The sequence below is a fragment of the Saccharomonospora glauca K62 genome (genome assembly GCF_000243395.2).
Lineage (GTDB): Bacteria > Actinomycetota > Actinomycetes > Mycobacteriales > Pseudonocardiaceae > Saccharomonospora > Saccharomonospora glauca.
The window spans coordinates 684430-707401 of sequence record NZ_CM001484.1 but is presented as its reverse complement, the minus strand read 5'-3'; the positions used below and the strand labels follow the sequence as shown (position 1 = coordinate 707401).

The 22972-nt window shown below is 68.7% G+C and carries 24 protein-coding genes; 7 read left to right on the top strand and 17 right to left on the bottom strand.

The features are described 5' to 3' along the window. Positions 1 to 4 precede the first annotated feature (4 nt). A complete protein-coding gene (locus tag SACGLDRAFT_RS03435) occupies positions 5 to 886 on the top strand; it encodes an alpha/beta fold hydrolase (RefSeq protein WP_005461783.1) in 882 nt (293 codons plus the stop codon). Between the two features lie 32 nt (positions 887 to 918). Here the strand turns inward: SACGLDRAFT_RS03435 and SACGLDRAFT_RS03430 are convergent, their stop codons facing one another. Genes SACGLDRAFT_RS03430 through SACGLDRAFT_RS03410 form a run of 5 tightly spaced genes read right to left on the bottom strand, consistent with a single transcriptional unit; the run spans position 919 to position 4223 of the window. After that, positions 919 to 1251: a hypothetical protein gene (locus SACGLDRAFT_RS03430; protein ID WP_005461781.1), complete on the bottom strand. Its 333-nt coding sequence runs from the start codon at positions 1249 to 1251 to the stop codon at positions 919 to 921. 19 nt (positions 1252 to 1270) lie between these two features. Beyond that, a complete protein-coding gene (locus SACGLDRAFT_RS03425) occupies positions 1271 to 2131 on the bottom strand; it encodes a RecB family exonuclease (RefSeq protein ID WP_005461779.1) in 861 nt (286 codons plus the stop codon). A gap of 1 nt (position 2132) precedes the next feature. Beyond that, positions 2133 to 2753: a MarC family protein gene (locus tag SACGLDRAFT_RS03420; RefSeq protein ID WP_005461778.1), complete on the bottom strand. Its 621-nt coding sequence runs from the start codon at positions 2751 to 2753 to the stop codon at positions 2133 to 2135. Further along, a complete protein-coding gene (locus SACGLDRAFT_RS03415) occupies positions 2750 to 3619 on the bottom strand; it encodes a PHP domain-containing protein (protein WP_005461777.1) in 870 nt (289 codons plus the stop codon). The genes SACGLDRAFT_RS03420 and SACGLDRAFT_RS03415 overlap by 4 nt, the downstream gene beginning before the upstream one ends. 34 nt (positions 3620 to 3653) lie before the next feature. Further along, entirely contained in the window at positions 3654 to 4223 is a 570-nt protein-coding gene (locus tag SACGLDRAFT_RS03410) for a PH domain-containing protein (protein ID WP_005461776.1), read from the bottom strand. Positions 4224 to 4598: 375 nt separating this feature from the next. On the opposite strand from SACGLDRAFT_RS03410, the gene SACGLDRAFT_RS03405 reads away from it, so the two are divergent. After that, a complete protein-coding gene (locus tag SACGLDRAFT_RS03405) occupies positions 4599 to 4997 on the top strand; it encodes an NUDIX hydrolase (RefSeq protein ID WP_005461774.1) in 399 nt (132 codons plus the stop codon). 12 nt (positions 4998 to 5009) lie between these two features. Here SACGLDRAFT_RS03405 and SACGLDRAFT_RS03400 read toward each other — a convergent pair whose 3' ends face one another. Then, positions 5010 to 6122, bottom strand: a complete 1113-nt coding sequence (locus tag SACGLDRAFT_RS03400; protein WP_005461773.1) for a DUF2332 domain-containing protein — start codon at positions 6120 to 6122, stop codon at positions 5010 to 5012. A 437-nt stretch (positions 6123 to 6559) separates the two neighbouring features. Here SACGLDRAFT_RS03400 and corA point away from each other — a divergent pair, with 437 nt between their 5' ends. The 3 genes from corA (at position 6560) to SACGLDRAFT_RS03385 (ending at position 9391) form a co-directional block, all read left to right on the top strand. Further along, a complete protein-coding gene (gene corA, locus SACGLDRAFT_RS03395) occupies positions 6560 to 7654 on the top strand; it encodes a magnesium/cobalt transporter CorA (RefSeq protein WP_005461772.1) in 1095 nt (364 codons plus the stop codon). Positions 7655 to 7841: 187 nt separating this feature from the next. Then, positions 7842 to 8549 (top strand): metallophosphoesterase family protein, encoded by a 708-nt coding sequence (locus SACGLDRAFT_RS03390; RefSeq protein ID WP_005461770.1) that lies wholly within the window; start codon positions 7842 to 7844, stop codon positions 8547 to 8549. After that, complete coding sequence (locus SACGLDRAFT_RS03385) at positions 8546 to 9391, top strand: ParB N-terminal domain-containing protein (protein ID WP_005461769.1); 846 nt, start codon at positions 8546 to 8548, stop codon at positions 9389 to 9391. The genes SACGLDRAFT_RS03390 and SACGLDRAFT_RS03385 overlap by 4 nt, the downstream gene beginning before the upstream one ends. Before the next feature lie 467 nt (positions 9392 to 9858). Here the strand turns inward: SACGLDRAFT_RS03385 and SACGLDRAFT_RS03380 are convergent, their stop codons facing one another. The 6 genes from SACGLDRAFT_RS03380 to SACGLDRAFT_RS03355 form a co-directional block, all read right to left on the bottom strand. Beyond that, positions 9859 to 11040 (bottom strand): ABC transporter ATP-binding protein, encoded by a 1182-nt coding sequence (locus SACGLDRAFT_RS03380; RefSeq protein WP_005461767.1) that lies wholly within the window; start codon positions 11038 to 11040, stop codon positions 9859 to 9861. 3 nt (positions 11041 to 11043) lie between these two features. Beyond that, positions 11044 to 11883: a carbohydrate ABC transporter permease gene (locus SACGLDRAFT_RS03375; RefSeq protein ID WP_005461765.1), complete on the bottom strand. Its 840-nt coding sequence runs from the start codon at positions 11881 to 11883 to the stop codon at positions 11044 to 11046. Continuing rightward, positions 11883 to 12851: a carbohydrate ABC transporter permease gene (locus SACGLDRAFT_RS03370; RefSeq protein WP_005461763.1), complete on the bottom strand. Its 969-nt coding sequence runs from the start codon at positions 12849 to 12851 to the stop codon at positions 11883 to 11885. The genes SACGLDRAFT_RS03375 and SACGLDRAFT_RS03370 overlap by 1 nt, the downstream gene beginning before the upstream one ends. Then, positions 12848 to 14173: an ABC transporter substrate-binding protein gene (locus tag SACGLDRAFT_RS03365; RefSeq protein WP_005461761.1), complete on the bottom strand. Its 1326-nt coding sequence runs from the start codon at positions 14171 to 14173 to the stop codon at positions 12848 to 12850. Before SACGLDRAFT_RS03365 ends, SACGLDRAFT_RS03370 begins: the two co-directional genes overlap by 4 nt. Positions 14174 to 14354: 181 nt before the next feature. Continuing rightward, positions 14355 to 14876: a general stress protein gene (locus SACGLDRAFT_RS03360; RefSeq protein WP_005461759.1), complete on the bottom strand. Its 522-nt coding sequence runs from the start codon at positions 14874 to 14876 to the stop codon at positions 14355 to 14357. Positions 14877 to 15035: 159 nt separating this feature from the next. Beyond that, a complete protein-coding gene (locus SACGLDRAFT_RS03355) occupies positions 15036 to 15893 on the bottom strand; it encodes a slipin family protein (RefSeq protein WP_040919542.1) in 858 nt (285 codons plus the stop codon). A 203-nt stretch (positions 15894 to 16096) separates the two neighbouring features. Between SACGLDRAFT_RS03355 and SACGLDRAFT_RS03350 the strand changes: the two genes are divergently transcribed. Then, the gene (locus SACGLDRAFT_RS03350) at positions 16097 to 17242 is read left to right on the top strand and encodes an Mrp/NBP35 family ATP-binding protein (RefSeq protein WP_005461757.1); all 1146 of its coding nucleotides are present in this window, start codon (positions 16097 to 16099) and stop codon (positions 17240 to 17242) included. Between the two features lie 7 nt (positions 17243 to 17249). Here SACGLDRAFT_RS03350 and tatB read toward each other — a convergent pair whose 3' ends face one another. From tatB to sigE, 4 genes are all read right to left on the bottom strand, one after another. Continuing rightward, on the bottom strand, positions 17250 to 17666 hold the full coding sequence (gene tatB, locus SACGLDRAFT_RS03345; RefSeq protein WP_005461756.1) for a Sec-independent protein translocase protein TatB: 417 nt from the start codon (positions 17664 to 17666) through the stop codon (positions 17250 to 17252). 47 nt (positions 17667 to 17713) lie between these two features. Further along, positions 17714 to 19249: a S1C family serine protease gene (locus SACGLDRAFT_RS03340; protein WP_005461755.1), complete on the bottom strand. Its 1536-nt coding sequence runs from the start codon at positions 19247 to 19249 to the stop codon at positions 17714 to 17716. A 95-nt stretch (positions 19250 to 19344) separates the two neighbouring features. Continuing rightward, positions 19345 to 20109 (bottom strand): anti-sigma factor family protein, encoded by a 765-nt coding sequence (locus SACGLDRAFT_RS03335; protein WP_005461754.1) that lies wholly within the window; start codon positions 20107 to 20109, stop codon positions 19345 to 19347. Further along, positions 20106 to 20699, bottom strand: a complete 594-nt coding sequence (gene sigE, locus SACGLDRAFT_RS03330) for an RNA polymerase sigma factor SigE (protein ID WP_005461753.1) — start codon at positions 20697 to 20699, stop codon at positions 20106 to 20108. The genes SACGLDRAFT_RS03335 and sigE overlap by 4 nt, the downstream gene beginning before the upstream one ends. A gap of 298 nt (positions 20700 to 20997) precedes the next feature. Between sigE and SACGLDRAFT_RS03325 the strand changes: the two genes are divergently transcribed. After that, positions 20998 to 21654: an O-methyltransferase gene (locus SACGLDRAFT_RS03325; protein ID WP_005461751.1), complete on the top strand. Its 657-nt coding sequence runs from the start codon at positions 20998 to 21000 to the stop codon at positions 21652 to 21654. A gap of 73 nt (positions 21655 to 21727) precedes the next feature. Here SACGLDRAFT_RS03325 and SACGLDRAFT_RS03320 read toward each other — a convergent pair whose 3' ends face one another. Next, positions 21728 to 22939: an MFS transporter gene (locus SACGLDRAFT_RS03320; RefSeq protein ID WP_005461749.1), complete on the bottom strand. Its 1212-nt coding sequence runs from the start codon at positions 22937 to 22939 to the stop codon at positions 21728 to 21730. Positions 22940 to 22972: the final 33 nt, after the last annotated feature.

The following is a 22972-nucleotide window of genomic DNA, read 5'->3' as shown; positions in this document are numbered from 1 at the left end:
GCTGGTGAGTGAGTTCTCCCCACTGAGCCCCCACAAGGGCGACCGGGTGGAGTTGCACGGCCCTCACGGACCGGTGGCCGCGCTCCGAGGCCCACGGCCCGACGAGGTGATCGCGACCGCGCTTCTCGTCCCCGGCTACACCGGTTCCAAGGAGGACTTCGCGCCGCTGCTGGACGGCATCGCCGAGGCGGCGATCCTTCCGGTGGCGATCGACCTGCCCGGACAGTACGAGTCGCCGGGCCCCGACGACGAATCGGCCTACGCTCCGGCGGAGCTGGGCAAGGTGGTGGCCGACCTCGTGTCGCAGCTCGCCGCCGACGGTCCCGTTCTCCTGCTCGGGCACTCCTACGGTGGCCTCGTGGTGCGAGGAGCCGCGCTGGCCGGCGCGCCGATCGCCGGACTCACCCTGCTGGGCAGCGGCCCAGCTGCCCTGCCACCGGGCCCCCGGTACCGAGCCATGGAGGCCGGTGAGCCCCTGTTGCGCGAGCGGGGCGTGGAGGCGGCGTACGTCGTCCGGGAGCGACTGACCGCTCAGCTCGCCCCGAACCGCCCCCCGATGCCCGAGCGGCTGGCCGAGTTCTACCGCGAACGTTTCCTGGCCACGAAGGCGGCGTGCCTGCTCGGCATGGCCGACGGCCTGCGGCGGGAACCCGACCTCGTTCCGGAGCTCGCGGCGGCACTGCGGGAGCACGACGTGCCGTGCCTCGTGGTCGCGGGTGAACACGACGACGCGTGGAGCGTGCCGAGTCAGCGGGACATGGCACGACGGCTGGACGCCGAGTTCGTCCTCATCCCCGACGCCGCGCACTCGCCGAACACGGAGAACCCCACCGCGCTGTTACGGGAGCTCCTCACCCGCTGGCGCGGCTGGCTGGGCGCGGCCTGACGCGGTCGGCCGAGGTCGGTCCCGCGAGAGTCTCACGACCACCAGAACAGCCACAGCATCGCAAGGGAGAGCACGGCGACGGCTCCGCCCGCAAGCCCCGCACGCACTCCGTCGCTGCGGTCCGCGACGTACTGGGCCCCACCGACGAGCACACCACCGACGAAGTGCCCCACGAGAGCGGAAGCCCCGGGGCCCTCGTCGCCGTTGCCCCACGCCAGGAGCTGTGCGACGACCAGCGCGAGGAAGACCACGACCCAACCCGCCGCGAAAGCTCCGGTGATCCCTCGCCACCGGGAGATCCCGGCCCGGACCGGCCCGCGCGAAGACGAGGCCGTCCTCAATTCCACCGGCTCCAGCTCCGCCATGTCACTCCGTCATTCATCGTCACGCCATCGGCGCCAGCAAATCCCACGGACGCGCAGAAGGGGCGGCCTCCCGGCCTTCCGGACAGCTGGGACGCAACTCACACCACGCACATCGGGGCGCCGGCCGCGCGGGGAAGAGCCGATCCGGATCGCCCCCTTGCCTGAGCCTATCGGTTGCGGTATGGGACGCCGTAGCGATCTCCTCCGCCTCGCGGACGTGTTCGCGCAACGTCTCGGCGGTGTGTTCCGCCGCGGCGACGGTCCCCGTGGGCAGGTGATGCAGTTCCACCCGTGAACACGGCGCCCGCAGCGTGCGCCGAGCCGCGACGGCGTAGAGGGCGAGCGCCCGTGACCGTTGCGCGTCGGTGTTCTCGGGCGGGCGTCGTCCGGTCTTGTAGTCCACCACCACCAACTCGGCGTCCCTGCGGTCGACGCGGTCGATCCGGCCCTCCACGATCAACGACGGCGCGGCGGGGTCGCTCCCGGTCGTGGCCGACACCCACCGTTCGACGGCGACCACGTCGACGTCCGCGCCCCCGGCCTCCACGTAGTCGGCCACCCACCGGCGGGCCGCCTCGGAGTACCGGGCCACCTGCACGGAGTCGGCGAAGCCCGCACTGCGCCAGTGTTTGCCCACCAACGACGCCGCGCGTTCCGGGGTCCGCTCGGCCGCCGGGAGGTCGAACAGCTCGCGCAGCGCGTTGTGCACCACCGCGCCCATCGTGTTGTGGGCCCACGGCCCCGTCCGCGTCGGCGTCGGGCGATCGAGGTAGGTCATGCGGTACCGGCGCGGACAGTCGTCGTAGAGCGCCAACTTCGCGGGAGTCACCCTGATCAGCGGCCTCGGTTCGACCCCGAAGTCGAACCCGAGCTGTTCCATCTCACGCTCCCTCGACGAAGCCGCGGACCGAGTCGGCCACCAGCTCGACGGCGATGGCGGCCAGCAACAGACCCGCGACCTTGGCCAGCAATGTGATCCCGCTTTCCCGCACCAGGCGGATCAGTACACCCGAGTACCTCATGCACGTCCACAGCACCAGGTGCACGGCCACGATGGCCGCGCCCAGCGCCACGTAGGCACCGACGTGTCCGTGAGCCTGGCGCACGAACACGATGGTCGCCGCGATCGCACCCGGCCCCGCCAAAAGCGGTGTCCCCAGCGGCACGAGCGCGACGTTGACGTCCTCGGTGGCCTCCGCCTCCGGCGTGCCCTTGCCGGTGAGCAGATCGAGCGCCACCAACAGCAACAGCAACCCACCCGCGCCCTGCAACGCGGGAATGCCGATGCCCAGGTACGCCAGGATGAACTGGCCCGCGACGGCGAACAGCGTGATCACCAACAGCGAGACGAGCACCGCCTGACGTGCGGCCTTCGCCCTCGCGGCCGGTGGCTTACGACCGACCAGGCTCAAAAACACCGGCACCGTCCCCGGAGGGTCCATGATCACCAACAGCGTGATCGCCGCCTCCAGGAACAGGGTGACGTCGAAAAACTCGCTCACGACGCCGTCACCGGGGCCCCGCCCGCTCTCGCGAGCAACTCCTCGAACTGATCGGGGTTCGTGGTCTCCTGGCCGATGATGATGGTCTTGTTCGTCCCGTGGTAGTCACTGGAACCGGTCCGGACCAGTCCGAGGTCGTCGGCCAGCGCCCGCAGCCGCCGCCGTGTCGCCTCGTCGTGGTCGGGGTGGTCCACCTCCACGCCGGTGAGGCCGCGTTCGGCCAGCGCGGCGATCGTCTCCTCCGTCACCGTCGGGCCCCGCGACGACGCGAAGGGATGTGCCAGCACCGTCACCCCACCCGCCTCTTCGATCATGTCGATGGCCGTTTCCACCGGCGTGTCCCTTCTCGGCACGTAGTAACCGCGTCCGCCTCCGAGGAACCGCGCGAACGCCTCGTCCACGGTCCGGACCGCGCCGGCCCGGACGAGCGCGCGGGCGAGGTGCGGTCTTCCCGCCGGAGCGTCGGGGGCCAACCCACCCAGCACCTCGTCGGGATCGATCGGCAGACCGTCGGCCGCCATGCGCTCGGCCATGGCACGCAGCCGCGTCCGCCGCTCCCGCCGCAGGCGGCGCTGCTCCGCCACCAGGGCGGGAGCCTCGGGGTCGAACAGGTACGCCAGAAGGTGCACACTCACCCGGCCCCCGTCGACTCCCATCGCCTCGCACGAAAGCTCCGCACCGGGGACCAGCCGAAGTCCGCGTGGGAGTGCTCGCGCCGCCACCTCCCACCCGGCGGTGGTGTCGTGATCGGTCAACGCGATGACGTCGAGGCCGGCCTCCGCCGCGACACGTACGAGCTCCTCGGGGCTGTCGGTGCCGTCGGAGACGGTGGAGTGTGTATGCAGGTCGATGCGCACACCGACCATTGTCCAGCGCGCGGGCGACCGGCCCGGCTCGACCTCAACCGACCACCGGCTTCTTCCGGCCTCGCCGAGCCGCGCGCTGCGCCTTGATCATGGAGAACCGCTCGGCCTGCTTCTGCTTGTCGCCGAACACCAACTCGGAGATCGTGTCGTAGAACTCCTCCGGCTTCGGCAGGTACTCGATCCGGTTCAGCGCCTGGATCTGACCGGCCGACTCCACGATCATCGTCCCGTACCCGAGGATGCGCCCGAGGAACGGCCGCTCGTAGGTCAGGTCGGTGACCTTGGTGATCGGCATCATCAGGACCTGCGTCGTCCAGACGCCGGTGGTCATGACGAACCGTTTGTCCGTGACCACCAGCCGTTCCACCCACCACTCGACCACGTGGTAGGCGTAGCGGAGCACGAGAAAGAGCGCGACGTACCAGAGGACGTTCTGCATCACCCACATCGAGGGCGGCAGGATGTACGACACCATCACGCACACGGCGATCAGGGCAACGGCCTCGAAGGTCTGCCAGATGAGACACGACCAGTGCCGCCGAACCCTGATCACCCGGCGCTCGGTGTCGAGCAGGTATTCGTCTGGATCGCGGGGCGCGAACACGGCCAGAGCCTATCGCCGGGTCAGCTGAAGACGCTGCTGACGAACGTGATCACGGCCTCGGCGGCGTCCCGCAACGCCGAGATGATGTTGTCCACGAACCCCGCCGCCTCTCCTGGTCGGGCGATCACGAAGAAAAGGACCAACGCGATACCAGCGAACGTCGCAAGCTTTTTCGCGTTCACGGCGATCAATCCCGTCTCTCGAAGTGCAGACCTGTGTGCGGCTTGGTGCCACTAAGTTTGTACCGCACTGCGCTCCGTTACGGCAGCAAAGTCCTGCACTTGGGTCAGCGCCCCGCGAAGAACTTGATCTTTAACTACACTGCGTGAGTGCCCCCTGTGACCCATCACACGATTTCCGAGGGAGGCGGGCCCGGTGACCACTCAGCGCTGTGTCGGCGGGATCGTGTTCGACGCCGACGGTCGCCTGCTGCTGATCCGCCGGGGCCACGAACCCTCCGCGGGACTGTGGTCGCTGCCGGGCGGCCGGGTGGAACCCGGCGAGACCGATGCCGAGGCCGTCGTCCGCGAACTCCACGAGGAGACGGGGCTCACCGTGCGCCCCACCGGACTCGCCGGCACCGTCACCCGAGGCCGGTACGAGATCCACGACTACACGTGCACCGTCGTCACCGGGCGACTCCATCCCGGTGACGACGCCGACGACGCCCGATGGGTCGACACCGTCGAGTTGACCGCGCTGGAGCGAGCGGGGCTGCTCACCGACGGCCTCACCGAGACCCTCCGGCAGTGGGACGTGGCCCCCCGATGTTGAGCGGTCGGTCGGTCATCGACCCGCCAGCCACGTCATCCGCTGCCCGTGAGGCACGGCCCGCGCCTTGAGCTCGACGTTCACCCTCGTGCCGTCGAACGACACGACCCCCAGCACCACCTGCCCCGTCTCGGCGTAGGAGAGGTCGTCGTGGCCGGGAAGCACATGGCGCAGTCCCGCCGCGTAGTCCTCCATCGCCACCCACCACAGTGGACGTCGTACGGCGAGCTCGCGCAACGCGGACACGAAGTCGTCGCGCCGGGCGGCGGGCAGATACGGCAGGGCGTAACTCGTGAACACCACCAGCGGTAGCTCCTCGGGCACCCGCTCGGCCGCCGCGGCGAGGTCGTCCACGGCGTCCCCCGCCACGAGCTCCGGTCGCACACGGCGCTGCGCGAGCGCGGCCGTGCGCAGCAGCCGAATGCGATCCGGTTGGTCGGCCCACACACAGGCCTCCAGCCATGCCAGCTCCTCCTCGTCGGAGACGTCCACGGGCGCACGATCCAGCCCGACCCTGGCCTTGACGGTCACCTTCCGGGGCAATGCCGGAAACACCGCCTCGCCTCGCACCGACAGCGCGCAGTGCAGCCCCACGGCCGCCTTCGCCGGCCCCGCCGTGATCTGCTCCCCGCCATCACACAGGTACCGGTAGGAGAACGTGTCCATGCCCAGCAACAGCCCGGCACTGCATCCGACCTCCAGCAGACCGACGGCCCCTCGGAGCTGTTTCGCCAGGGACGCCACGGCGGGGTACAGCACGGCCGCCCTGCGCACCTCGTTGGTCTGCGTGAACCGGGTGGCGACGAGCTCGCGCATCGCGGCGGCCCGTTCGAGCACGAACTCCCGGAACAGCCCCCAGGTCCCCTCGTCCGGGCCGGAGAGCCCGCCCAACGACGGGTAGTACCGCGTCAGGGGGTGGATCGGCTCCGCCTGGAGCAGCCGGTGCGCCGCCGCGAACAGCAACGTCGGATGCGCGTCGTTGCCCGAAGCCACGGTGAGCAGCGCGGCCACGTCGTCGTCGGTCGCGGCCTTTCCCGCCAGGTGCGAGTACAGCGGCGACGTCTCGGCCGCCTCGTACTCGGCGAACCGGCGCAGTCTTTCACGAACCGTGTCCAGACTCGAAGCCATGTGCGTCCTCGGGCTCTCCTACGGGACGTCCTCGCCGACGCGTGGGCCGGGTGGGGACTTCGCCCCACCGTAGCCGCCGGGGCCGCCACCGGACGGGTGAACGCCCGGCCACGGGGGCCACACCGAATGTTCACCTACGTCACACCGACCTGCGCCGACGTGATCTACACGGCAGGAGTACCCTCGGATGACGGCGCGGTGAGATCGCACCGGCGAAATCTCTCGCCGCCCGCGCCCGTTCGACTCGACTCCGAGGAGGTGAGGACGCAGATGAGTAGTGGCGATAGTCCGCTTCCTAGTACTGCCAGCGTTCCCACCCCCAGGGCCGAGCACCGCCGCGGTGACCGGTAACGAGCTTCCGCATGACGTGGCCCTGGTCGGGGCCGCTGGCATGTGCCCGTCGTTTCAGTCCTCGACGTCGCAGCCAGGAGACCGTCATGTCCGCCATTCGTTCCCTCGGCAACCTGCGCGGCCTGGGCAACGGCCGTGTTTCCCGCGACGGTCGTCGTCGTGACTCGCGAGAGGTTCGGCCGTCGCCCTACGTCGTCGACTGCGGTGTCTACATAGACGGGGTTCGGCAACCCGGTGAGTGGTCCCACGTCGACGCCATCGCCGAGGTGCGCGAGCGGGGCGAGGGCTTCGTGTGGATCGGGCTGCACGAACCCAACGAGGAGCAGATCCAGGGCATCGCCGACACGTTCGGCCTGCACGAACTCGCCGTCGAGGACGCCGTGCACGCGCACCAGCGACCGAAGCTGGAACGCTACGACGACACGCTCTTCATGGTGTTCCGCACCGTCCGGTACGTGGAGCACGACTCCCCCACCACCGCCAACGAGATCGTCGAGTCCGGCGAACTCATGGCGTTCCTCGGCTCGGACTTCATCATCACGGTGCGCCACGGCAACCACGCCGGGCTCTCCCACCTGCGCAGGGAACTCGACGCCGACCCGGAACGCCTGACGGCCGGCCCCGCCTCGGTGCTGCACGCCATCGCCGACCATGTCGTGGACCACTTCCTGGTGGTCACCGAACGCATCGAGGACGACATCGACGAGCTGGAGACCGAGGTGTTCGCCCCGCGCAGCCGCGTCACGTCCGAACAGATCTATCTGTTCAAACGCGAGGTGCTCGAACTGCGCAGGGCCGTGCTGCCGCTCGCCACTCCACTGCGCAGGCTCGCGGAGGGCCACACACGGCTGATTCCCGACGAGGTGCGGTCGTACTTCCGCAACGTGCACGACCACGTCACCACGGTGTCCGACCGCGTCGCGGCGTTCGACGAACTGCTCACCACGCTCGTCGACGCCACGCTCGGAAAGATCACCCTCCAGCTCAACGCGGACATGCGCAAGATCACGTCGTGGGCCGCGATCATCGCCGTGCCCACGGCCATCGCCGGCATCTACGGGATGAACTTCGAGTACATGCCCGAAGTGCAGACCCGCTACGGCTACCCGGTGGTCATCACGGTCATCCTCGTGATCTGCCTGGTGCTCTACCGCGTGTTCCGCAAGAAGAAATGGCTCTGACTACCCCGCCTCTCGGGGTCTCCACCGTGTCCGCTCCCGCGCTCGATCGAAAGGAGTGAAGCCGTGCTCCGGATGCTCACCAACCTGAAGTTCTGGGCCCTCACCACCGCGCTGGTGTGGGTGGTCGTCGTCACCGTGATCATCGCGACGAACCCCGAGTTCGCCCGCGGCACGTGATAATGGGGTCATGACCCCGCCGAGCGGCCACCGCCTCGGCGGCGTGCCCGGAGCCGACGCGCCGCTGCGGGTACTCGCCGTCTCCGACGAGGTCGAAGAGGCATTGTGGACCGACCGAGCCGCCGACCTCTCCGTCGACCTGATCCTCGCCGCGGGCGACCTGCCGTTCGACTACCTCGACTTCCTCGCGAGCACGCTCGACCGGCCGCTGGTGTTCGTACCCGGCAACCACGATCCCGACCTGAGCGGATTCGGCTTCCGCAACGGGTTGACCCTGCGAGCCGGATTCCCGGCTCGCTGGCCGGGGCCGCCCGGCGGTGTCAACGCCGACGGGCGCGTCGTCGAGGTCGCGGGTATTCGCATCGCGGGGCTCGGCGGCTCCCCCTGGTACAACGGGGGTCCGAACCAATGGACCGAATCCGCTCAGAACCGTCGCGCCCGCCGGCTCGTGCGACGAGCACGCGGCACACCGGTCGACGTGTTGCTGACCCACACCCCGCCTCGGGGCGTCGGTGACGGAGAGGACGCACCGCACCGAGGCTTCGCCTGTCTCCATCACGCCGTCCAGCGCCTGCGACCCCGCTGGCTGTTGCACGGACACGTCCACCCGTACGGCAGGCGGCCGACCGAACACCGCCTCGGCGACACCCGCGTACGCAACGTCGTCGGTGCGCACGTGTTCTGCCTCGGCCCCCGCACTGGAACGGAGGCACTGTGAAAAGCCGCGACACGGGTTTCCCACGCGCCGACGCCGAGTACGACTTCCTCCGAGCACGACGTCGTCAGGTGTTGTCCCGGCTGGCCAACTGGCTGCGGCGCGAACCGGACGACGTCAACATCATGCTGCCGTTCGACGAGGTGGTGGAAGCCCTCGGCAAGGAAAACGAACGGCGGATCGGACTGCGGGTGATCCGGCTCGACTCCATCGTGGGCAGCGTGGACCGCAGCCGTGACTTCGACCGCCGGTTCCGGCCCACGTCCGCGCGGGTACGGCAGCGCTGGGAGCGGCTCGCCACGGCGAGCAGACGCGGTGAGCACATCCCGCCCATCGACGTCTACCGGGTCGGCGACCTGCACTTCGTGATCGACGGGCACCACCGGGTGTCGGTGGCGTACGCGCTGGGGCTGACCTCGATCGAGGCCAACGTCACCCTGGTGCGGACCAAACTGAACCCCGCCGGCATCCGGTACCGGGGTGACCTCATCGTCAAGGGCTACCGGAGGCTGTTCCTGGAGCGAGTGCCGTTGCGCGGCGAGGCCCGTGCGGCCGTGGTGGTGACCGAGCCCGAGGACTACGCCCGGCTCGGGGAACACGTCGAGGCCTGGGGTTTTCGGCTGATGCAGGACGAGGGCACCTTGCTCGACCGGGTGACCGTGGCGCGGCGGTGGTACGAGGAGGAGTACCAGCCGGTGGTGCAGATGCTGCGCCAGGCCGAACTGGTGGGCGACCGCACGGAAGCCGAGGCGTACCTCTGGGTCGCCGGGGAACGCTACCGCATGATCCGCACCCATCGCTGGGACGACGACGTCATCCGAGCCGTCCGCCTCCAACGCCGCTGACACGCGTGTCCGCACTTCCCGCACGCGTGTCCGCACTTCCCGCACGCGTGTCCGCACTTCCCGCACGCGTGTCCGCACTTCCCGCACGCGTGTCCGCACTTCCCGCACGCGTGTCCGCACTTCCCGCACGCGTGTCCGCACTTCCCGCACGCGTGTCCGCACTTCCCGCACGCGTGTCCGCACTTCCCGCACGCGTGTCCGCACTTCCCGCACGCGTGTCCGCACTTCCCGCACGCGTGTCCGCACTTCCCGCACGCGTGTCCGCGACCTCCGGCGCGGACACGCTCCCTAGACCTCCAAACCTCCGTACGAGAAGTGCGAACACCCGTCCCCAACCCGCGGACACGGGTACACAGGCTGCAAACACCCGCACACAACCTGCGGACACAAGCACACAGGCTGCGGACACAAGCACACAGGCTGCGGACACGAACTTTCGGTGCCCGCAGCCTGCTTGGCTTCCTGCGTCAGCCTTCGTAGGTGAGGTTCTTGCCCGAGGACGGGTCGAAGAGGTGGAGCTTCTCCGGGTCGAACCACACCTGCGCCTGCTCGCCCTCCCGGACCTCCGAGGCCGCCGACAGCCGGGCCACGAGCGTCGAGCCCGCCCCCGGCACGTCCGCCGAACCCGCGTCCGCCGCGAGCTCGGCGAGTTCGGCGGTCTGCGCGAGCTCCGTCTCCACCGTGAAGTAGGCGTACTTCTCGGAGCCCATCGACTCCAGCACGTCCACGGTCGCGCTGAAGGTGGTGCCACTCCGGCGGTGCGCGTCGTCGAGCAGCGCGGCGTCCTCGAAGCTCTCCGGGCGCACACCCATGATCACCTCGCGCGGCGCGTCGGCCCGTTCGGCCAACCGCCGCAGCCGGTCGGGCAACTCGATGGTGCCCAAGGCGCTGTTCAACGCCCCGTTCTCCAGGGTGGCCGGCACGAAGTTCATCGAGGGCGAGCCGATGAACCCGGCCACGAACAGGTTCGCGGGGTTGTCGTAGAGGAACTGCGGCGCGCCGATCTGCTGCACGACACCGCCACGCAACACCACGACCCGGTCGCCGAGCGTCATGGCCTCGGTCTGGTCGTGGGTGACGTAGATGGTGGTGGTGCCGAGCTGCCTCTGCAGCTTCGACACCGACGTGCGCATCTGACCCCGCAACTTGGCGTCCAGGTTGGACAACGGCTCGTCCATGAGGAACGCCTTGGGGTTACGCACGATGGCTCGCCCCATGGCGACCCGCTGCCGCTGCCCACCGGAGAGGTTCGCCGGCTTGCGGTCCAAGTACTGCGTCAGGTCGAGGATGCGCGCGGCCTCCTCCACCTTCCGCTTCACCGTGGCGTCGTCCACCTTGGCCAGTCGCAACGGAAACGCCATGTTCTCCCGCACGCTCATGTGCGGGTAGAGCGCGTAGGACTGGAACACCATCGCGATGTCGCGGTCCTTCGGCGTCTTCTCGTTGGCGCGCTCGCCGTCGATGCGCAGTTCCCCGGAGGTGATGTCCTCCAGCCCCGCGATCATGTTCAGCGCCGTCGACTTCCCGCAGCCGGACGGACCGACGAGGATGATGAACTCCCCGTCCTTGATGTGGATGTCCATCTCCGACACGGCGAGGGCTCCGTCGGGATACCGCTTGGTCACCTTGTCGAGCACGATCTCAGACATTGCCTACCCCTTCACCGCACCGGAGGTCAGCCCCGCGACGATGCGTCGCTGGAAGAACAACACGAACACAATGATCGGAATGGTGATCACCACCGCGGCCGCCGAAATGGTCCCCGTGGGGTCCTCAAACTGCGAGGCACCCGTGAAGAACGACAGCGCGGCGGGCACCGTCCGCGACGCCTCCGTGGACGTCAGCGAGATGGCGAACAGGAAGTCGTTCCAGCAGAAGATGAACACCAGGATCGCCGAGGTGAACACGCCCGGCGCGGCCAGCGGTGCGATGACCTTGCGGAACGCCTGTGCCGGAGTGGCGCCGTCCATCTTCGCCGCCTTCTCCAGCTCCCACGGAATCTCGCGGAAGAACGCCGACAGTGTGTAGATCGCAAGCGGCAGCGCGAAGGTGATGTAGGGCAGGATCAGCCCCGGCCACGTGTCGAACAACCCGAGTTCGCGCTCGATGTTGAACAGCGGCGTCACCAGGGAGATCTGCGGGAACATCGCGATCAGCAGCGACACCCCGATGAGCAGCTTCTTGCCGGGGAAGTCGAGCCGGGCCACCGCGTACGCCGCCATCATGCCGAGGATCACGGCGATCAACGTCGCGATGAGCGCGATACCGATCGAGTTGACGAGCGGCCGGATGAACTCGTTGGTCGCGAAGATCTCGCGGTAGTTGTCGAGCGTCCACTCGCGCGGGATGAAGTTGCCGTCCGCGAGCGTCTCCTTCGTCTTGAACGACAGGGAGACGATCCACAGCACCGGCACCAGCGCGTACACCACGACGATGATGTCGATCAGCGCCCACCGCGCCTTGCGCGCGGTGGTGACCGTACCCATGGCCATCAGCGCCTTCCCTCCTGGTCACTGCCCGGCGCCGCCGTACCGAACACCTTGATGAAGATGAACGCGATGATCGCCACCGCGATGAAGATCAGCACGGCCATCGTGGAGCCGATGCCGAGATTCAGCCCCTTCATCAGGTTGTTGTAGGTCTGCATCGACACCGACGAGGTGTCGTTGGCGCCGCTCGTCAGCACGAAGATGTTGTCGAACACCCGGAACGCGTCGAGGGTGCGGAACAGCAGAGCCACGAGGATGGCGGGCTTCATCACCGGCAGCATCACCTTGGTGAACCGCTGCCAGGCGTTCGCGCCGTCCATCGACGCCGCCTTCATCAGGTCGTCCGGCACGAGCGCCAGACCCGCCATGAGCAGCAACGCCATAAACGGCGTGGTCTTCCACACCTCGGCCAGGATGATGATGCCGAGCGACGACCACTGCTCGGTCAACGGTGCGCCGTCGGGCGCGAGCGCGTTGGCGAGGTACCCCGTCTCGGGCGTCCAGGCGTAGAACCACGAGAACGCCGCCACGACCGTGACGATGCCGTACGGGATCAACGCCACCGTGCGCACGAGTCCCCGACCCACCAACGTCCGGTGCATGACGAGGGCCAGTGCCATGCCGAGCACGAACTCGATGGCCACCGACACCACCGTGATGAGCATGGTGACGCCGAACGCCGTCCACCAGTACGAGTTGGTGAGCACGGCGGCGTAGTTGTCGAACCAGACGAACTCGCGCTCGTCGGGGAACCGCAGGTCGTAACGCTGCAGCGACAGCCACACCGAGTAGATGATCGGGTAGCCGGTGACGGCCAGCATCACGATCGCAGCGGGAGCCACCAGCAACAGCCCGAGCCTGCGCTCGGCCCGCTTGCCCTCGCTCATCGGGGCCTTGCCCCGCTTCGCCTCCGTCTCGACACGCCGCGCGGACGCGGTCCGGGTCGCCGAGGTTGCGGCCGTGTCACTCATGGGATCACGCCCTTCGAGCTGAGCGCCTCGTCGAGCTGGTCGCGCAACCGCTGCGCGGTCGCCTGCGGGTCGATCGCCGACGGCGGCGACAGGATCTTCGCCATGACGATGGACAGGTTCTGGTACGCCGGGGTCAACGGACGCACCGCCGCGTTCTTGAGCTGATCCCGAATGGTGTCCTTCATCGGGTACTTCTGTTCCATGGTCGGGTTCGACTCGGCGTCGGCGGGCTGCGACGGATCGAGCGGCGTCGGGTCGTTGTAAACCGACTCGACCGTGGGCGGCACACCGTCCATGAGCGCGGAGAACTTCTGGTGCTCGGGGCTGCGCAGGCACAGCGCCGCCTCGAACGCCTCCTCCTTGTGCTCCGACGACGAGCTCACCGCGAGGTTGTAACCACCGATGGTGCTGCGTCCGGTGCCGGGCTCACCGACACCGGGGTAGGGCGCCCACTTGAAGTGCTCCAACTCGTCCGGCTTCTCGGCGGCGTAGGACGCGTAGACGAACGGCCAGTTGAGCTGGAACGCACCGCGCCCCTGCTGGAACGTCAGCCGTACCTGGTCCTCCTGCTGGTTGGTCAGCGACGGGTCGGTGAGCCCGGTCGAGCTGACCTCCTTCAGGATCTCCAGCCCGCGCACGGCACCGGAGTCGATCACCACCGAATTGCCGTCCTCGGACAGGATGCGCCCGCCCGCCGACTCGGCGATCGAGTTGTAGACCACGACGAGGCCTTCGTACTGCGCACCGGTGAAGAGGATCTGGTGCGGCTTGCCCTGCTCACGGAGCTGCCGCGACATCTCCATCATCTCTTCCCACGTGCGCGGAGGCTCGGGGGTGATGCGGTCGTCGTACCAGAGCAGCTGGACGTTCGTGTTCTTCGGAGCGGCGTACAACCGGCCGTCCCACATGGCCGTCTCCAGCGGGCCGGGGAGCACGTCCTGCTCGGCCTCGGCCTTGTTCTCGCCGGTCCACTCCTCGATCCAGCCCGCCTCCGCGAACTCGGGCACCCACGTGACGTCCAGGCCCAGAACGTCCATCGAGGTGTCACCGGCAGCGAGCCTGCGGACCATCTGCTCGCGCTGGCCATCGGCGTCACGGGGCAGCTTGTTGTAGACGATCTCGTAGCGACCGCCCGCCTGCCTGTTGCAGTCGTCCACCACCTTCTGGAAGTTGTCTTCCGGGGCGTAGTAGACGTTGATCTGCATGCCATCGCTCGACCCGCACGCGGTCAGCAGCGCCCCCGTCACCGCAGTGACACCGAGCATCGCCGCTACTCGAACGGGTGAACGCCGGAGCCGCCGCCGCGCAGCGACCTCCACCATGTGTCTCCTCCCCACCACACGTTGGGTGGCAGAGACGAGCCCACCACCACGACGTGCACGGACATCGACGTCACAGGGCCGGGAAAGCGCCTGTGACAGGTGGCATAAATCTATGCCGGTGGGAAGCAGCTCGCAAGTACAGACAGTAACGATCGAAGGTCAAATAAAAGACCTTGTTCCCTCAGCCGTGTGACCCCATGGCGAGACGTGCAAGCAGATCGCGACCTTTCTCGGCAGTTCGGGGCTGGCAGAGCACGTCGTACCTCCCCGCCACGAGCTGACTCGCCGACGAGAAGTCACGCCTACCGCGAGTGAAGGCATAGCCCATGGCGGCCGAGGCCGCGCCGAACACCACACCGGCGACCAGGCCTACCAACAACGGCACGTACGAAAACCCTTGGGCGGGGTTGAACAAGCTCAGCAGCACGCCGATGAACACACCGAACCACGCGCCCGACGCCGCACCGGTGCCCAACACCTTCGCCCACGACAGCCGACCGAGCACGCGCTCCACGAGCATCAGGTCGACCCCCACGATGGTGACGTCCTGAACTTGGAATTCCTTGTCCGCGAGGTAGTCAACGGCGCGCTGCGCCTCCTCGTAGGTGGCGTACGAGCCGATCGGCCAACCGGACGGCGGCGTGGGAAGACGCGGCAACCTCGGCGTCTGGTTACCCGACGAGAAGGGACCGGTCACGATCATCACCTGTGTTCTGCTCTGTTGCGCTGGCCGACCACCTGAGGCGGGTGGCACCCATGATCTCACGCTTCGTACACCCGTAAAACCGGTGAGCACGGCGACGATCCGGCTCGACACCCGGCGAAACGGCGGCCGACGGGCCCCGGTGACCACCCTCGACGGTCACCGGGGCGCGAAGCCGGGTTCGGGGTTCGCGACCGGCTCCCGGCGAGGCGCGGGAGCGACCGGCTCCCCGGCACCTCCCTCGCGCGTCGCCGCGTCCCGCTTCGCCGCCTCGTCGAGGAAGCGCAACAGCTCCACGGGAAACGGCAGCACCAGAGTCGAGTTCTTCTCGGCCGCCACCTCGACCACGGTCTCCAACAACCGCAACTGCAACGCCGCGGGCGTGGCCGCCATCGTCGCCGCCGCCTGGGACAACTTCTCCGACGCCTGCAACTCACCTTCGGCCGCGATCACACGACCCCGGCGCTCGCGTTCGGCCTCGGCCTGCCGCGACATGGCCCGCTTCATGAACTCCGGCAGCGCCACGTCCTTGATCTCCACCCGATCGATGTGGATGCCCCATGTCGCGGCCGGGCTGTCGATCATCAATTCGAGCCCCTCGTTGAGCCGCTCCCGATGCGATAGCAGGTCGTCGAGATTGCTTTCCCCGATCGTGCGCCGCAGGCTCGCCTGCGCCACCTGCAACATGGCGAACCGATAGTTCTCCACGCCGACGATCGCCTGCACCGGATCGATCACCCGGAAGTACACCACCGCGTCCACGCGCACGGTGACGTTGTCGCGCGTGATGCCGTCCTGCGCGGGCACCGGCAGCGTCACGACCTGCATGTTCACCTTGTGCATGCGATCGACCACCGGAACGATCAGGGCCAGCCCCGGCTCCTTCGGCGCCCTGGCCACCCGACCGAACCGGAAGATCAGGCCGCGCTCGTACTGCCTGATCACCCGTATCGACGAGGCCGCCAGCACGACCAACACGATGCCGAGGACGACGCAGACGACCAGCAACGTTGCCATGATCGTCACCCGCTTTCCGCGGGGCCGTGCCACCCGGCTCCTCGCGCCCGATGGCGCGACCCCGACCACCGTCGGGATAATGTGATCCATGTTACATCCAACTCGCCTCGGTGCGCGGACGTAGCCGGTGGGCATCGATTACCGACACGTAGCATGAGGGGTGAACGCAACTCATCAGCGACGAGAAGGTCGGTGCCGCAGCAGTGACCACCACGCAAGAGACTCCCGGTGTCGAGGACGTGCGCGCCGCGCTGAACTCGGTCATCGATCCGGAGATCCGTAAGCCGATCACCGAGTTGGGAATGGTGAAGGACATCTCCGTCGGCGACGACGGGGTCGTCACGGTCGCCGTCTACCTCACCGTGGCCGGCTGTCCGCTCAGGGACACCATCACGCGCGACACCAAGGCCGCCGTGACGAAACTCCCCGGTGTTCGGGACGTGCGCGTGGAACTCGACGTGATGAGCGACGAGCAGCGCACCGAGCTACGCAAGAAACTGCGTGGTGACGCCAAGGAGCCGGTGATCCCGTTCGCGCAGCCGGGCTCACTGACCCGCGTGTACTGCGTGGCCTCCGGTAAGGGCGGGGTCGGCAAGTCGAGCGTCACCGTCAACCTGGCCGCCGCGATGGCGCGCAAGGGCCTGTCCGTGGGCGTGGTGGACGCCGACATTTACGGTCACTCGATCCCCCGGATGCTGGGCGCGAGCGACAAGCCCACCAAGGTCGAGAAGATGATCATGCCGCCGCAGGCGCACGGCGTGAAGGTCATCTCCATCGGCATGTTCACGCCGGGCAACACTCCCGTGGTCTGGCGCGGCCCCATGCTCCACAGGGCCTTGCAGCAGTTCCTCGCCGACGTGTTCTGGGGTGACCTCGACATCCTGCTGCTGGACCTCCCGCCGGGGACGGGCGACATCGCCATCTCGGTGGCGCAGCTCATCCCCAACGCGGAGATCCTCGTCGTGACCACGCCGCAGCAGGCCGCCGCCGAGGTCGCCGAACGCGCGGGCGCCATCGCGCTGCAGACCCGTCAGCGCGTCGCCGGTGTCATCGAGAACATGTCCTGGTTCGAGACCCCGGACGGCACCCGCATGGAGATCTTCGGTTCGGGTGGCGGCAAGACCGTGGCGGAGTCGTTGTCCAAGTCCATCGGCGCCGAGGTCCCGTTGCTCGGTCAGGTGCCCCTCGACCCGAAGCTGCGCGAGCAGGGCGACGCGGGCACGCCTCTCGTCCTCGCCGACCCGGATGCTCCGGCGAGCCAAGTGCTCGCGGGCGCAGCGGAGAAGCTGTCCGTCCGGGCCAGGGGCCTGGCCGGAATGATGCTGAACGTCACCCCCGCGGGTCGCTGACGGCCGGTCAGGTGGCGTCCGGGTCCACCGGCGGTTTCTCCCCCGGCCGAAGCGGTTCCTCCTGCTGAGGCCGGGGCGGCTGCCCGCCCGTGGGGGACGTGCCGGTGCCGTTCGTCGGCCCGGTGCCGTTGATGTTGTTGAGGCCCAGCGGGTCGGGGTCACCGTCGAACAGGTGCTGCCGCACGGCGTACTTCGGATCGAAGTTCCGAAGGCTCCGCAGGTCCTCGATGGGCTTGCGGAACTCCTCGAAGTCGGTGCCCACCTCCTCGCGCAGCTGCTGGCGGGCACCCGTGGCGAAGTCCCTGATCTTGCGTACGGTTCGTCCGAGCCAGGCGGCGGCTTCGGGCAACCGCTCGGGGCCGAGGATGAAGAGGCCGGCGACGATCAGAACCAGGATCTCCCCCCAGCCAATGTTGTCGAACACGCGACCAACCTCCGCCTCGAACCACGATGCGGTGAAAGCGTACCTCTTCAGTCGGAACCGAGGGTTACGTCGACGGTGAACTGACGGCCGTCTCGTACCACCTGAACAGGCACGGACTGCCCGATGTCGTGCTCGCGCACGGCCACGGTGAGCTCGGCGGCATTGCGGATCCGGCGATCGCCGACCTTCACGATCACGTCCCCTTCGGCGATCCCCGCCTTGGCGGCGGGACCGTTGGGAACCACGTCGCGTACCTGGGCTCCCTGCGACGTGTTGGCCGCCACGGACGCGGCGTTGACTCCGAGCGAGGCGTGCTTGACGGTGCCGTCGCGCACGAGCGCCTCACTGATCTTGATGGCCTGGTTGACCGGGATCGCGAAGCCGAGACCGATGCTGCCGCCCTCCCCCGTGCTGCCCGCGGTGCGAATCATCGAGTTGATGCCCACGAGCGCCCCGGTGGAGTCGACGAGCGCCCCGCCCGAATTGCCGGGGTTGATCGCCGCGTCCGTCTGGATGGCGTCGTAGGTGACCGGCGGGTCCCCGTTCTCACCGGGCGCGGTCACCGGCCGGTTCAACGCGCTCACGATGCCTTCGGTGACCGTGTTCTCCAGGCCGAACGGAGAACCGATGGCCATCACCCTGTCGCCGGGCGCGAGCGAGTCGGAATCCCCGATCTGGATCACGACCGGGTTCTCCACCCTGACCTTCAACACCGCGAGGTCGGTCCTCGGGTCGGTTCCCACGATCGCGCCCTGGACCCTGGTGCCGTCGGTGAAGACCACCGTGAGCTTCGCCTCGTCGGCGCGGACGGCCTGCGACACCACGTGGTGGTTGGTGAGGATGTAGCCCTCTCGGTCGATCACGACGCCGGAGCCCACACCTCCGGACTGGCCGACCTCGACCTCGATGGACACCACGGCCGGGGACACCTTTTGCGCGATCGCGGCGACGGAACCCGCGGGACGTTCCTTGGCCGCCTCGGCCTCGGCGATGTTCAGCTCCCCGGTCAGGGTGTCACCGGCCGTCGCGATGGCCCAGCCGACCACACCGCCCGCGGCTCCGATCAGCAGCGCGATGACGCTGAGCAGTGCCAGCGCCGTCGGCTTGACACGGCGGCCGAACAACACCTCGGGGAGGCTGAGCAGCGGGCCCGTGGGACGGGTCGCCTCGTCGTCGGCACGGTCGTCCTCACGCAGGGCGGGCTGTCCCAGGACGGCGGGCGATCCCGGATCGCGCCACGGGTCGTCCTCGCTCGCCCACAGGGGGTCGGCGGTGCCGTCGAGACCGTCACCCCGCTCGTCCGGTCGTTCGTCGGCGGGGCGTTGCAACACCACGCCCTCCTCGCCCGGCTGGCGCCCGAACGCCTCGGCCAGTGGCGGTGGGGGCGGTGTCGACCGGGTCGGCTGTCGGCTTCCCCCCGTGTCGGGGGAATGCAGCAGGTCGAACGATCCCTCCACGCCTCGGGGCCTGCCGAACATCGCGGCCAGCGCCGGGTCCACCGGCGGGCGCACGATGGGGCGCGGGCGGAGCCGATGCTCCCGAGACCCGGACTCCTCCTGTTTCGGCGTGGCTGGTTCGCTCATTCTTCCCCGGTTGGACTGCGGTGGTCACTGGGCTCGCTCGGCGTGTGACCCTACGCCTAGCCTTCCACAGTGATGCTGCCCATGTGCCGGTGAAGTCAGCGTGGGGCACTCGCCGGCGCGACCACGACTCCCGTGGTGGTCGGCGTGACGGTCTCCGACGTGGACGTCGGCGTACCGGGGTGCGCTGTCGTGGTCGTCGTGCTCGTGGTGGAGGCTCCCACGGTCGTCGAGGTGCTCTGCACGTCCTCGGGGGCGTACGTGGGACCGTGAGCGCCCATCTTCGCCGCGGGCAGTACACCGGTACGGGGAGTGGCGGATTCGGGATCGGCCTCGACCGAGCCGCCGTCGCCCGTGGCGGTGGTGGCGACCAGCGCGAGCGCGCTGAGGACCAGACCCGAGACCACGACGCCGGCTCCCTGGGTGGCTCGCCTTCGGATCAAGCCCAGCCGGGGACCGTTGCCGAGCACGTTGGGTGACGTCCCGAGAGGCGCCGACGTGCCGAGCGCACCCGGCGGGAGGCCGTCGCGCAGCCCGGCGACCTGATTGGGACGTTGAACGGCCATCACCTGCCCGTCGGCGCCCACGGCGAGGTGGTCGGGCGGCGACGGGAGATCGACGGTGTGCGGTATCTCCCGCAAGCTCGCGAGGAAACCCGCCGAGATGGTGGGGGTACGCGCCTGTCGCACCGCCGCGCTGACGGAGCGCTGCGTGGCGACCTCGGCGGCACAGCGGGGGCAGTGAGCGAGGTGCGCCGCGGCGCGTTCCTGAGCTCCCAACGAGAGCTCCTGGTCCACGAACGCCACCACGGCGTCGGGAGGAAGATGCGACTCGCCCATCCGCCATCCCCTGCCAACCGTCATACCGTTGCCTCCTGTTTGAGCGCGCGACGACGCTCTAGGGAAGACTTCAGTGCCTGCCGGCCACGGTGGATCCGGCTGCGGACGGTGCCGAGCTTAACGCCAAGCGTCGCACCGATCTCCTCGTAGGACAGACCTTCCACGTCACAGAGCACCACGGCGGCCCGGAACTCCGGCGGGAGTTCGTCGAGTGCCGCCTGCAGGTCGGGGTCGAGGTGGGTGTCCGAGTACACCTGCTCGGGGCTGGGATCGTCCCCGACGATCCGATCGGTGTCCTCCGGCAGACCCTCCATGCGGACGCGGGCGCGCCGCCGGGCCATGTCGAGGAACAGGTTGGTCGTGATGCGATGCAGCCAACCCTCGAACGTTCCCGGCTTGTAGGACGCAAGCGAGCGAAACACCCGGATGAACGTCTCCTGGGTGAGATCCTCCGCGTCGTGGGCGTTACCCGTCAGCCGGTAGGCGAGCCGGTAGACCCGGTCGGCGTGTTGCCGGACGACCTCGTCCCAGGTCGGCGGCGTCCACGTGACCTCGTCCTCGACCCGAACCGGAGCGGTCTGCGTGCTGTCGTTTGGCAGCTGAGGCACCTCCATCGGCCCGTCCCCTTCACTACTCCACCCAACGTGGCGGGTACGACGGAAGTTCCCGCCTTGGCACCACAGTGTTACCCGCTTTCCTGTGGTTGTAGTGAAGTCCGTCTGAGAGCATCCTGAGAAACCCTCGTCACGGAGGGTTTCGAGTAAAACCTTCACTACCTGCGCTTACGTGGTTTTCACACGTGCCACTCGCGCACCACCGCACCGCGGACGACGGTGGCTCGGCCGAGACGAACGGCACCTTAGATACCTGACTGGCCATACTGACCCACGGTGCCGCGCTAACCTCTGGCGCGTGAACTCCGAGACGCACATCACCGGTTGGGTTGATCTCGGCGAATTCATCGAGGCGTACCTCCCCGAGGACGAGGTCCTCGCCACGGCACGCCTCCGGGCGGAACAGCTCGGCTGCCCACCGGTGTCGTGCGCCACGGGATCGACCCTCAGCTTCCTCGCCGCGTCGGTCCAGGCCAGAGCGGTGGTCGAGATCGGGACCGGCGCGGGCGTCAGTGGTCTCTACCTGCTGCGGGGAATGGCTCCCGACGGCGTGTTGACCTCGATCGACATCGAGCCGGAGTTTCACCGCAGTGCCCGGCGCTCGTTCCTCGACGCCGGATATCCCCCCGGACGCACCCGTCTGATCATGGGGCGCGCGCTGGACGTGCTCTCTCGCCTCACCACCGGGGGCTACGACCTGGTGTTCGCCGACGCGGCACGCGTGGAGTACCCCGGCTACTTCGACCTCGGGGTGCAACTGCTGAGACCTGGGGGTGTGATCGCGTTCCACAACGTGCTGGCGGCGGGCCGGATCGCCGACCCCACCCGACGGGAGCCCGAGCTGCTGGCCCTGCGCGACGTGGCTCGCGCCATCCGGGAGGACACCCGACTGATCCCCACCCTGCTGCCGATGGGCAACGGCCTGCTGGTGGCCGCGATGACCACGACTGCCTGATCCGGCCGGCTGCGAGCACATGCCCTCATCGTAACCTCGATTCGAACATGTGTTCGTACTCGATGGGGTGAATTCAGGTCACCTCGCGAGGCCGCGCCAACAGCGTCACCCCCGCGGCCGCGCAACCGAGCCACACCACGACCGCAACCACGAGCCAGCCCCATCCGGCCAGCCCGAAGACGACGCTGCCGACCGTGCCGCCGACGCTGCTGCCCAGGTAGTACGCCAGCGTGTAGAGGCCGGAGGCCGAAGCCCGCGCCCGAGGGGGCGCCTCGGCGGCGGCCCAGGCGTTGGCGACGGCGTGCGCCGCGAAGAAACCCCCCGTGAACACCACGTATCCCACGATCACGACGACGAGGGAGTCCGCCACCGTGGCCACCGCACCGACGGCCGTCAGGGCGAGCGCGGTGAGCAAGCAGCGCATCCTGCCGAACCGGGACACGAGCCGACCCGCCGTGGCCGAGGACACCGAGCCCATCGCGTAGCACAGGAAGACGAGCGAGGCGATCGCCGGGCTGAGGTTGAGCGGCTCGCCGGTGAGCCGGAAGCCCGCCGCGTTGTACAACGCCACGAACGCCCCCATCGCCAGCAGCGCCACGCCGTACTGCGCCCACAGGACGGGTTTGCGCAGCCCCGACGCGAAGCCCGACAGCACCGTACGTAGGCGCGCGGCGGAGGGCCGGGCCCGCTCTCGACGCGGCGGTCGAGGCAGCGAGGCGACGGTGAGCACCGCGCACAGCAGCCCCACGCCTCCCACGACGGCGAGAGCACCGTGCCACCCCAACCACTCGGTGACCCCTCCGGCCGTGAGTCGGCCGAGCATCCCGCCGACCGTGTTCCCGGCGATCATCGCGCCGACCGCCCCGGCCACGCCCGCGGGCCCGAGCAGCTCGGCGAGGTAGGCGGCGGCCACACCGGGAAAGCCCGCGATCGCGACGCCCTGGAGCACGCGAAGCACGAGCAGGACCTCGTAGGAAGGAGCGAACGGCAGCAGCAGCCCCAGCACGGCCGAGGCCAGCACGGAGGCGACGATCACCGGCCGCTTGCCGACGAGTTCGGACACGACGGCGATGGGCAGCACGGCCGCCGCGAGACCGCCCGTGCCCGCCGACACGGCGAGCGAGGCGGCACCGGGGTCGAGACCGAACTCGGCCGCCAACTGCGGAAGCAGCGGTTGCGGCGCGTACAGCAGGGAGAACGAACAGATCCCGGCCGCCGCCACCGAGACGGTGACACGGCGACCACTGCCGACCGAGACGGCCGATTCCCGCGCGGTGACGTTCACGTGGTTCAACGGTAAGTACCGCTAAACAATACG

What these genes read in the sequence shown, in the direction of transcription:
- SACGLDRAFT_RS03375 (WP_005461765.1), bottom strand. Translation starts at nt 11,883, where the DNA reads ATGGCCATGGGTACGGTCACCACCGCGCGCAAGGCGCGGTGGGCGCTG.
- SACGLDRAFT_RS03390 (WP_005461770.1), top strand. Translation starts at nt 7,842, where the DNA reads ATGACCCCGCCGAGCGGCCACCGCCTCGGCGGCGTGCCCGGAGCCGAC.
- SACGLDRAFT_RS03370 (WP_005461763.1), bottom strand. Translation starts at nt 12,851, where the DNA reads ATGAGTGACACGGCCGCAACCTCGGCGACCCGGACCGCGTCCGCGCGG.
- SACGLDRAFT_RS03380 (WP_005461767.1), bottom strand. Translation starts at nt 11,040, where the DNA reads ATGTCTGAGATCGTGCTCGACAAGGTGACCAAGCGGTATCCCGACGGA.
- SACGLDRAFT_RS03335 (WP_005461754.1), bottom strand. Translation starts at nt 20,109, where the DNA reads ATGACGGTTGGCAGGGGATGGCGGATGGGCGAGTCGCATCTTCCTCCC.
- SACGLDRAFT_RS03425 (WP_005461779.1), bottom strand. Translation starts at nt 2,131, where the DNA reads ATGGAACAGCTCGGGTTCGACTTCGGGGTCGAACCGAGGCCGCTGATC.
- SACGLDRAFT_RS03340 (WP_005461755.1), bottom strand. Translation starts at nt 19,249, where the DNA reads ATGAGCGAACCAGCCACGCCGAAACAGGAGGAGTCCGGGTCTCGGGAG.
- SACGLDRAFT_RS03360 (WP_005461759.1), bottom strand. Translation starts at nt 14,876, where the DNA reads ATGATCGTGACCGGTCCCTTCTCGTCGGGTAACCAGACGCCGAGGTTG.
- SACGLDRAFT_RS03365 (WP_005461761.1), bottom strand. Translation starts at nt 14,173, where the DNA reads ATGGTGGAGGTCGCTGCGCGGCGGCGGCTCCGGCGTTCACCCGTTCGA.
- corA (WP_005461772.1), top strand. Translation starts at nt 6,560, where the DNA reads ATGTCCGCCATTCGTTCCCTCGGCAACCTGCGCGGCCTGGGCAACGGC.
- sigE (WP_005461753.1), bottom strand. Translation starts at nt 20,699, where the DNA reads ATGGAGGTGCCTCAGCTGCCAAACGACAGCACGCAGACCGCTCCGGTT.
- SACGLDRAFT_RS03400 (WP_005461773.1), bottom strand. Translation starts at nt 6,122, where the DNA reads ATGGCTTCGAGTCTGGACACGGTTCGTGAAAGACTGCGCCGGTTCGCC.
- SACGLDRAFT_RS03355 (WP_040919542.1), bottom strand. Translation starts at nt 15,893, where the DNA reads ATGGCAACGTTGCTGGTCGTCTGCGTCGTCCTCGGCATCGTGTTGGTC.
- SACGLDRAFT_RS03430 (WP_005461781.1), bottom strand. Translation starts at nt 1,251, where the DNA reads ATGGCGGAGCTGGAGCCGGTGGAATTGAGGACGGCCTCGTCTTCGCGC.
- SACGLDRAFT_RS03415 (WP_005461777.1), bottom strand. Translation starts at nt 3,619, where the DNA reads ATGGTCGGTGTGCGCATCGACCTGCATACACACTCCACCGTCTCCGAC.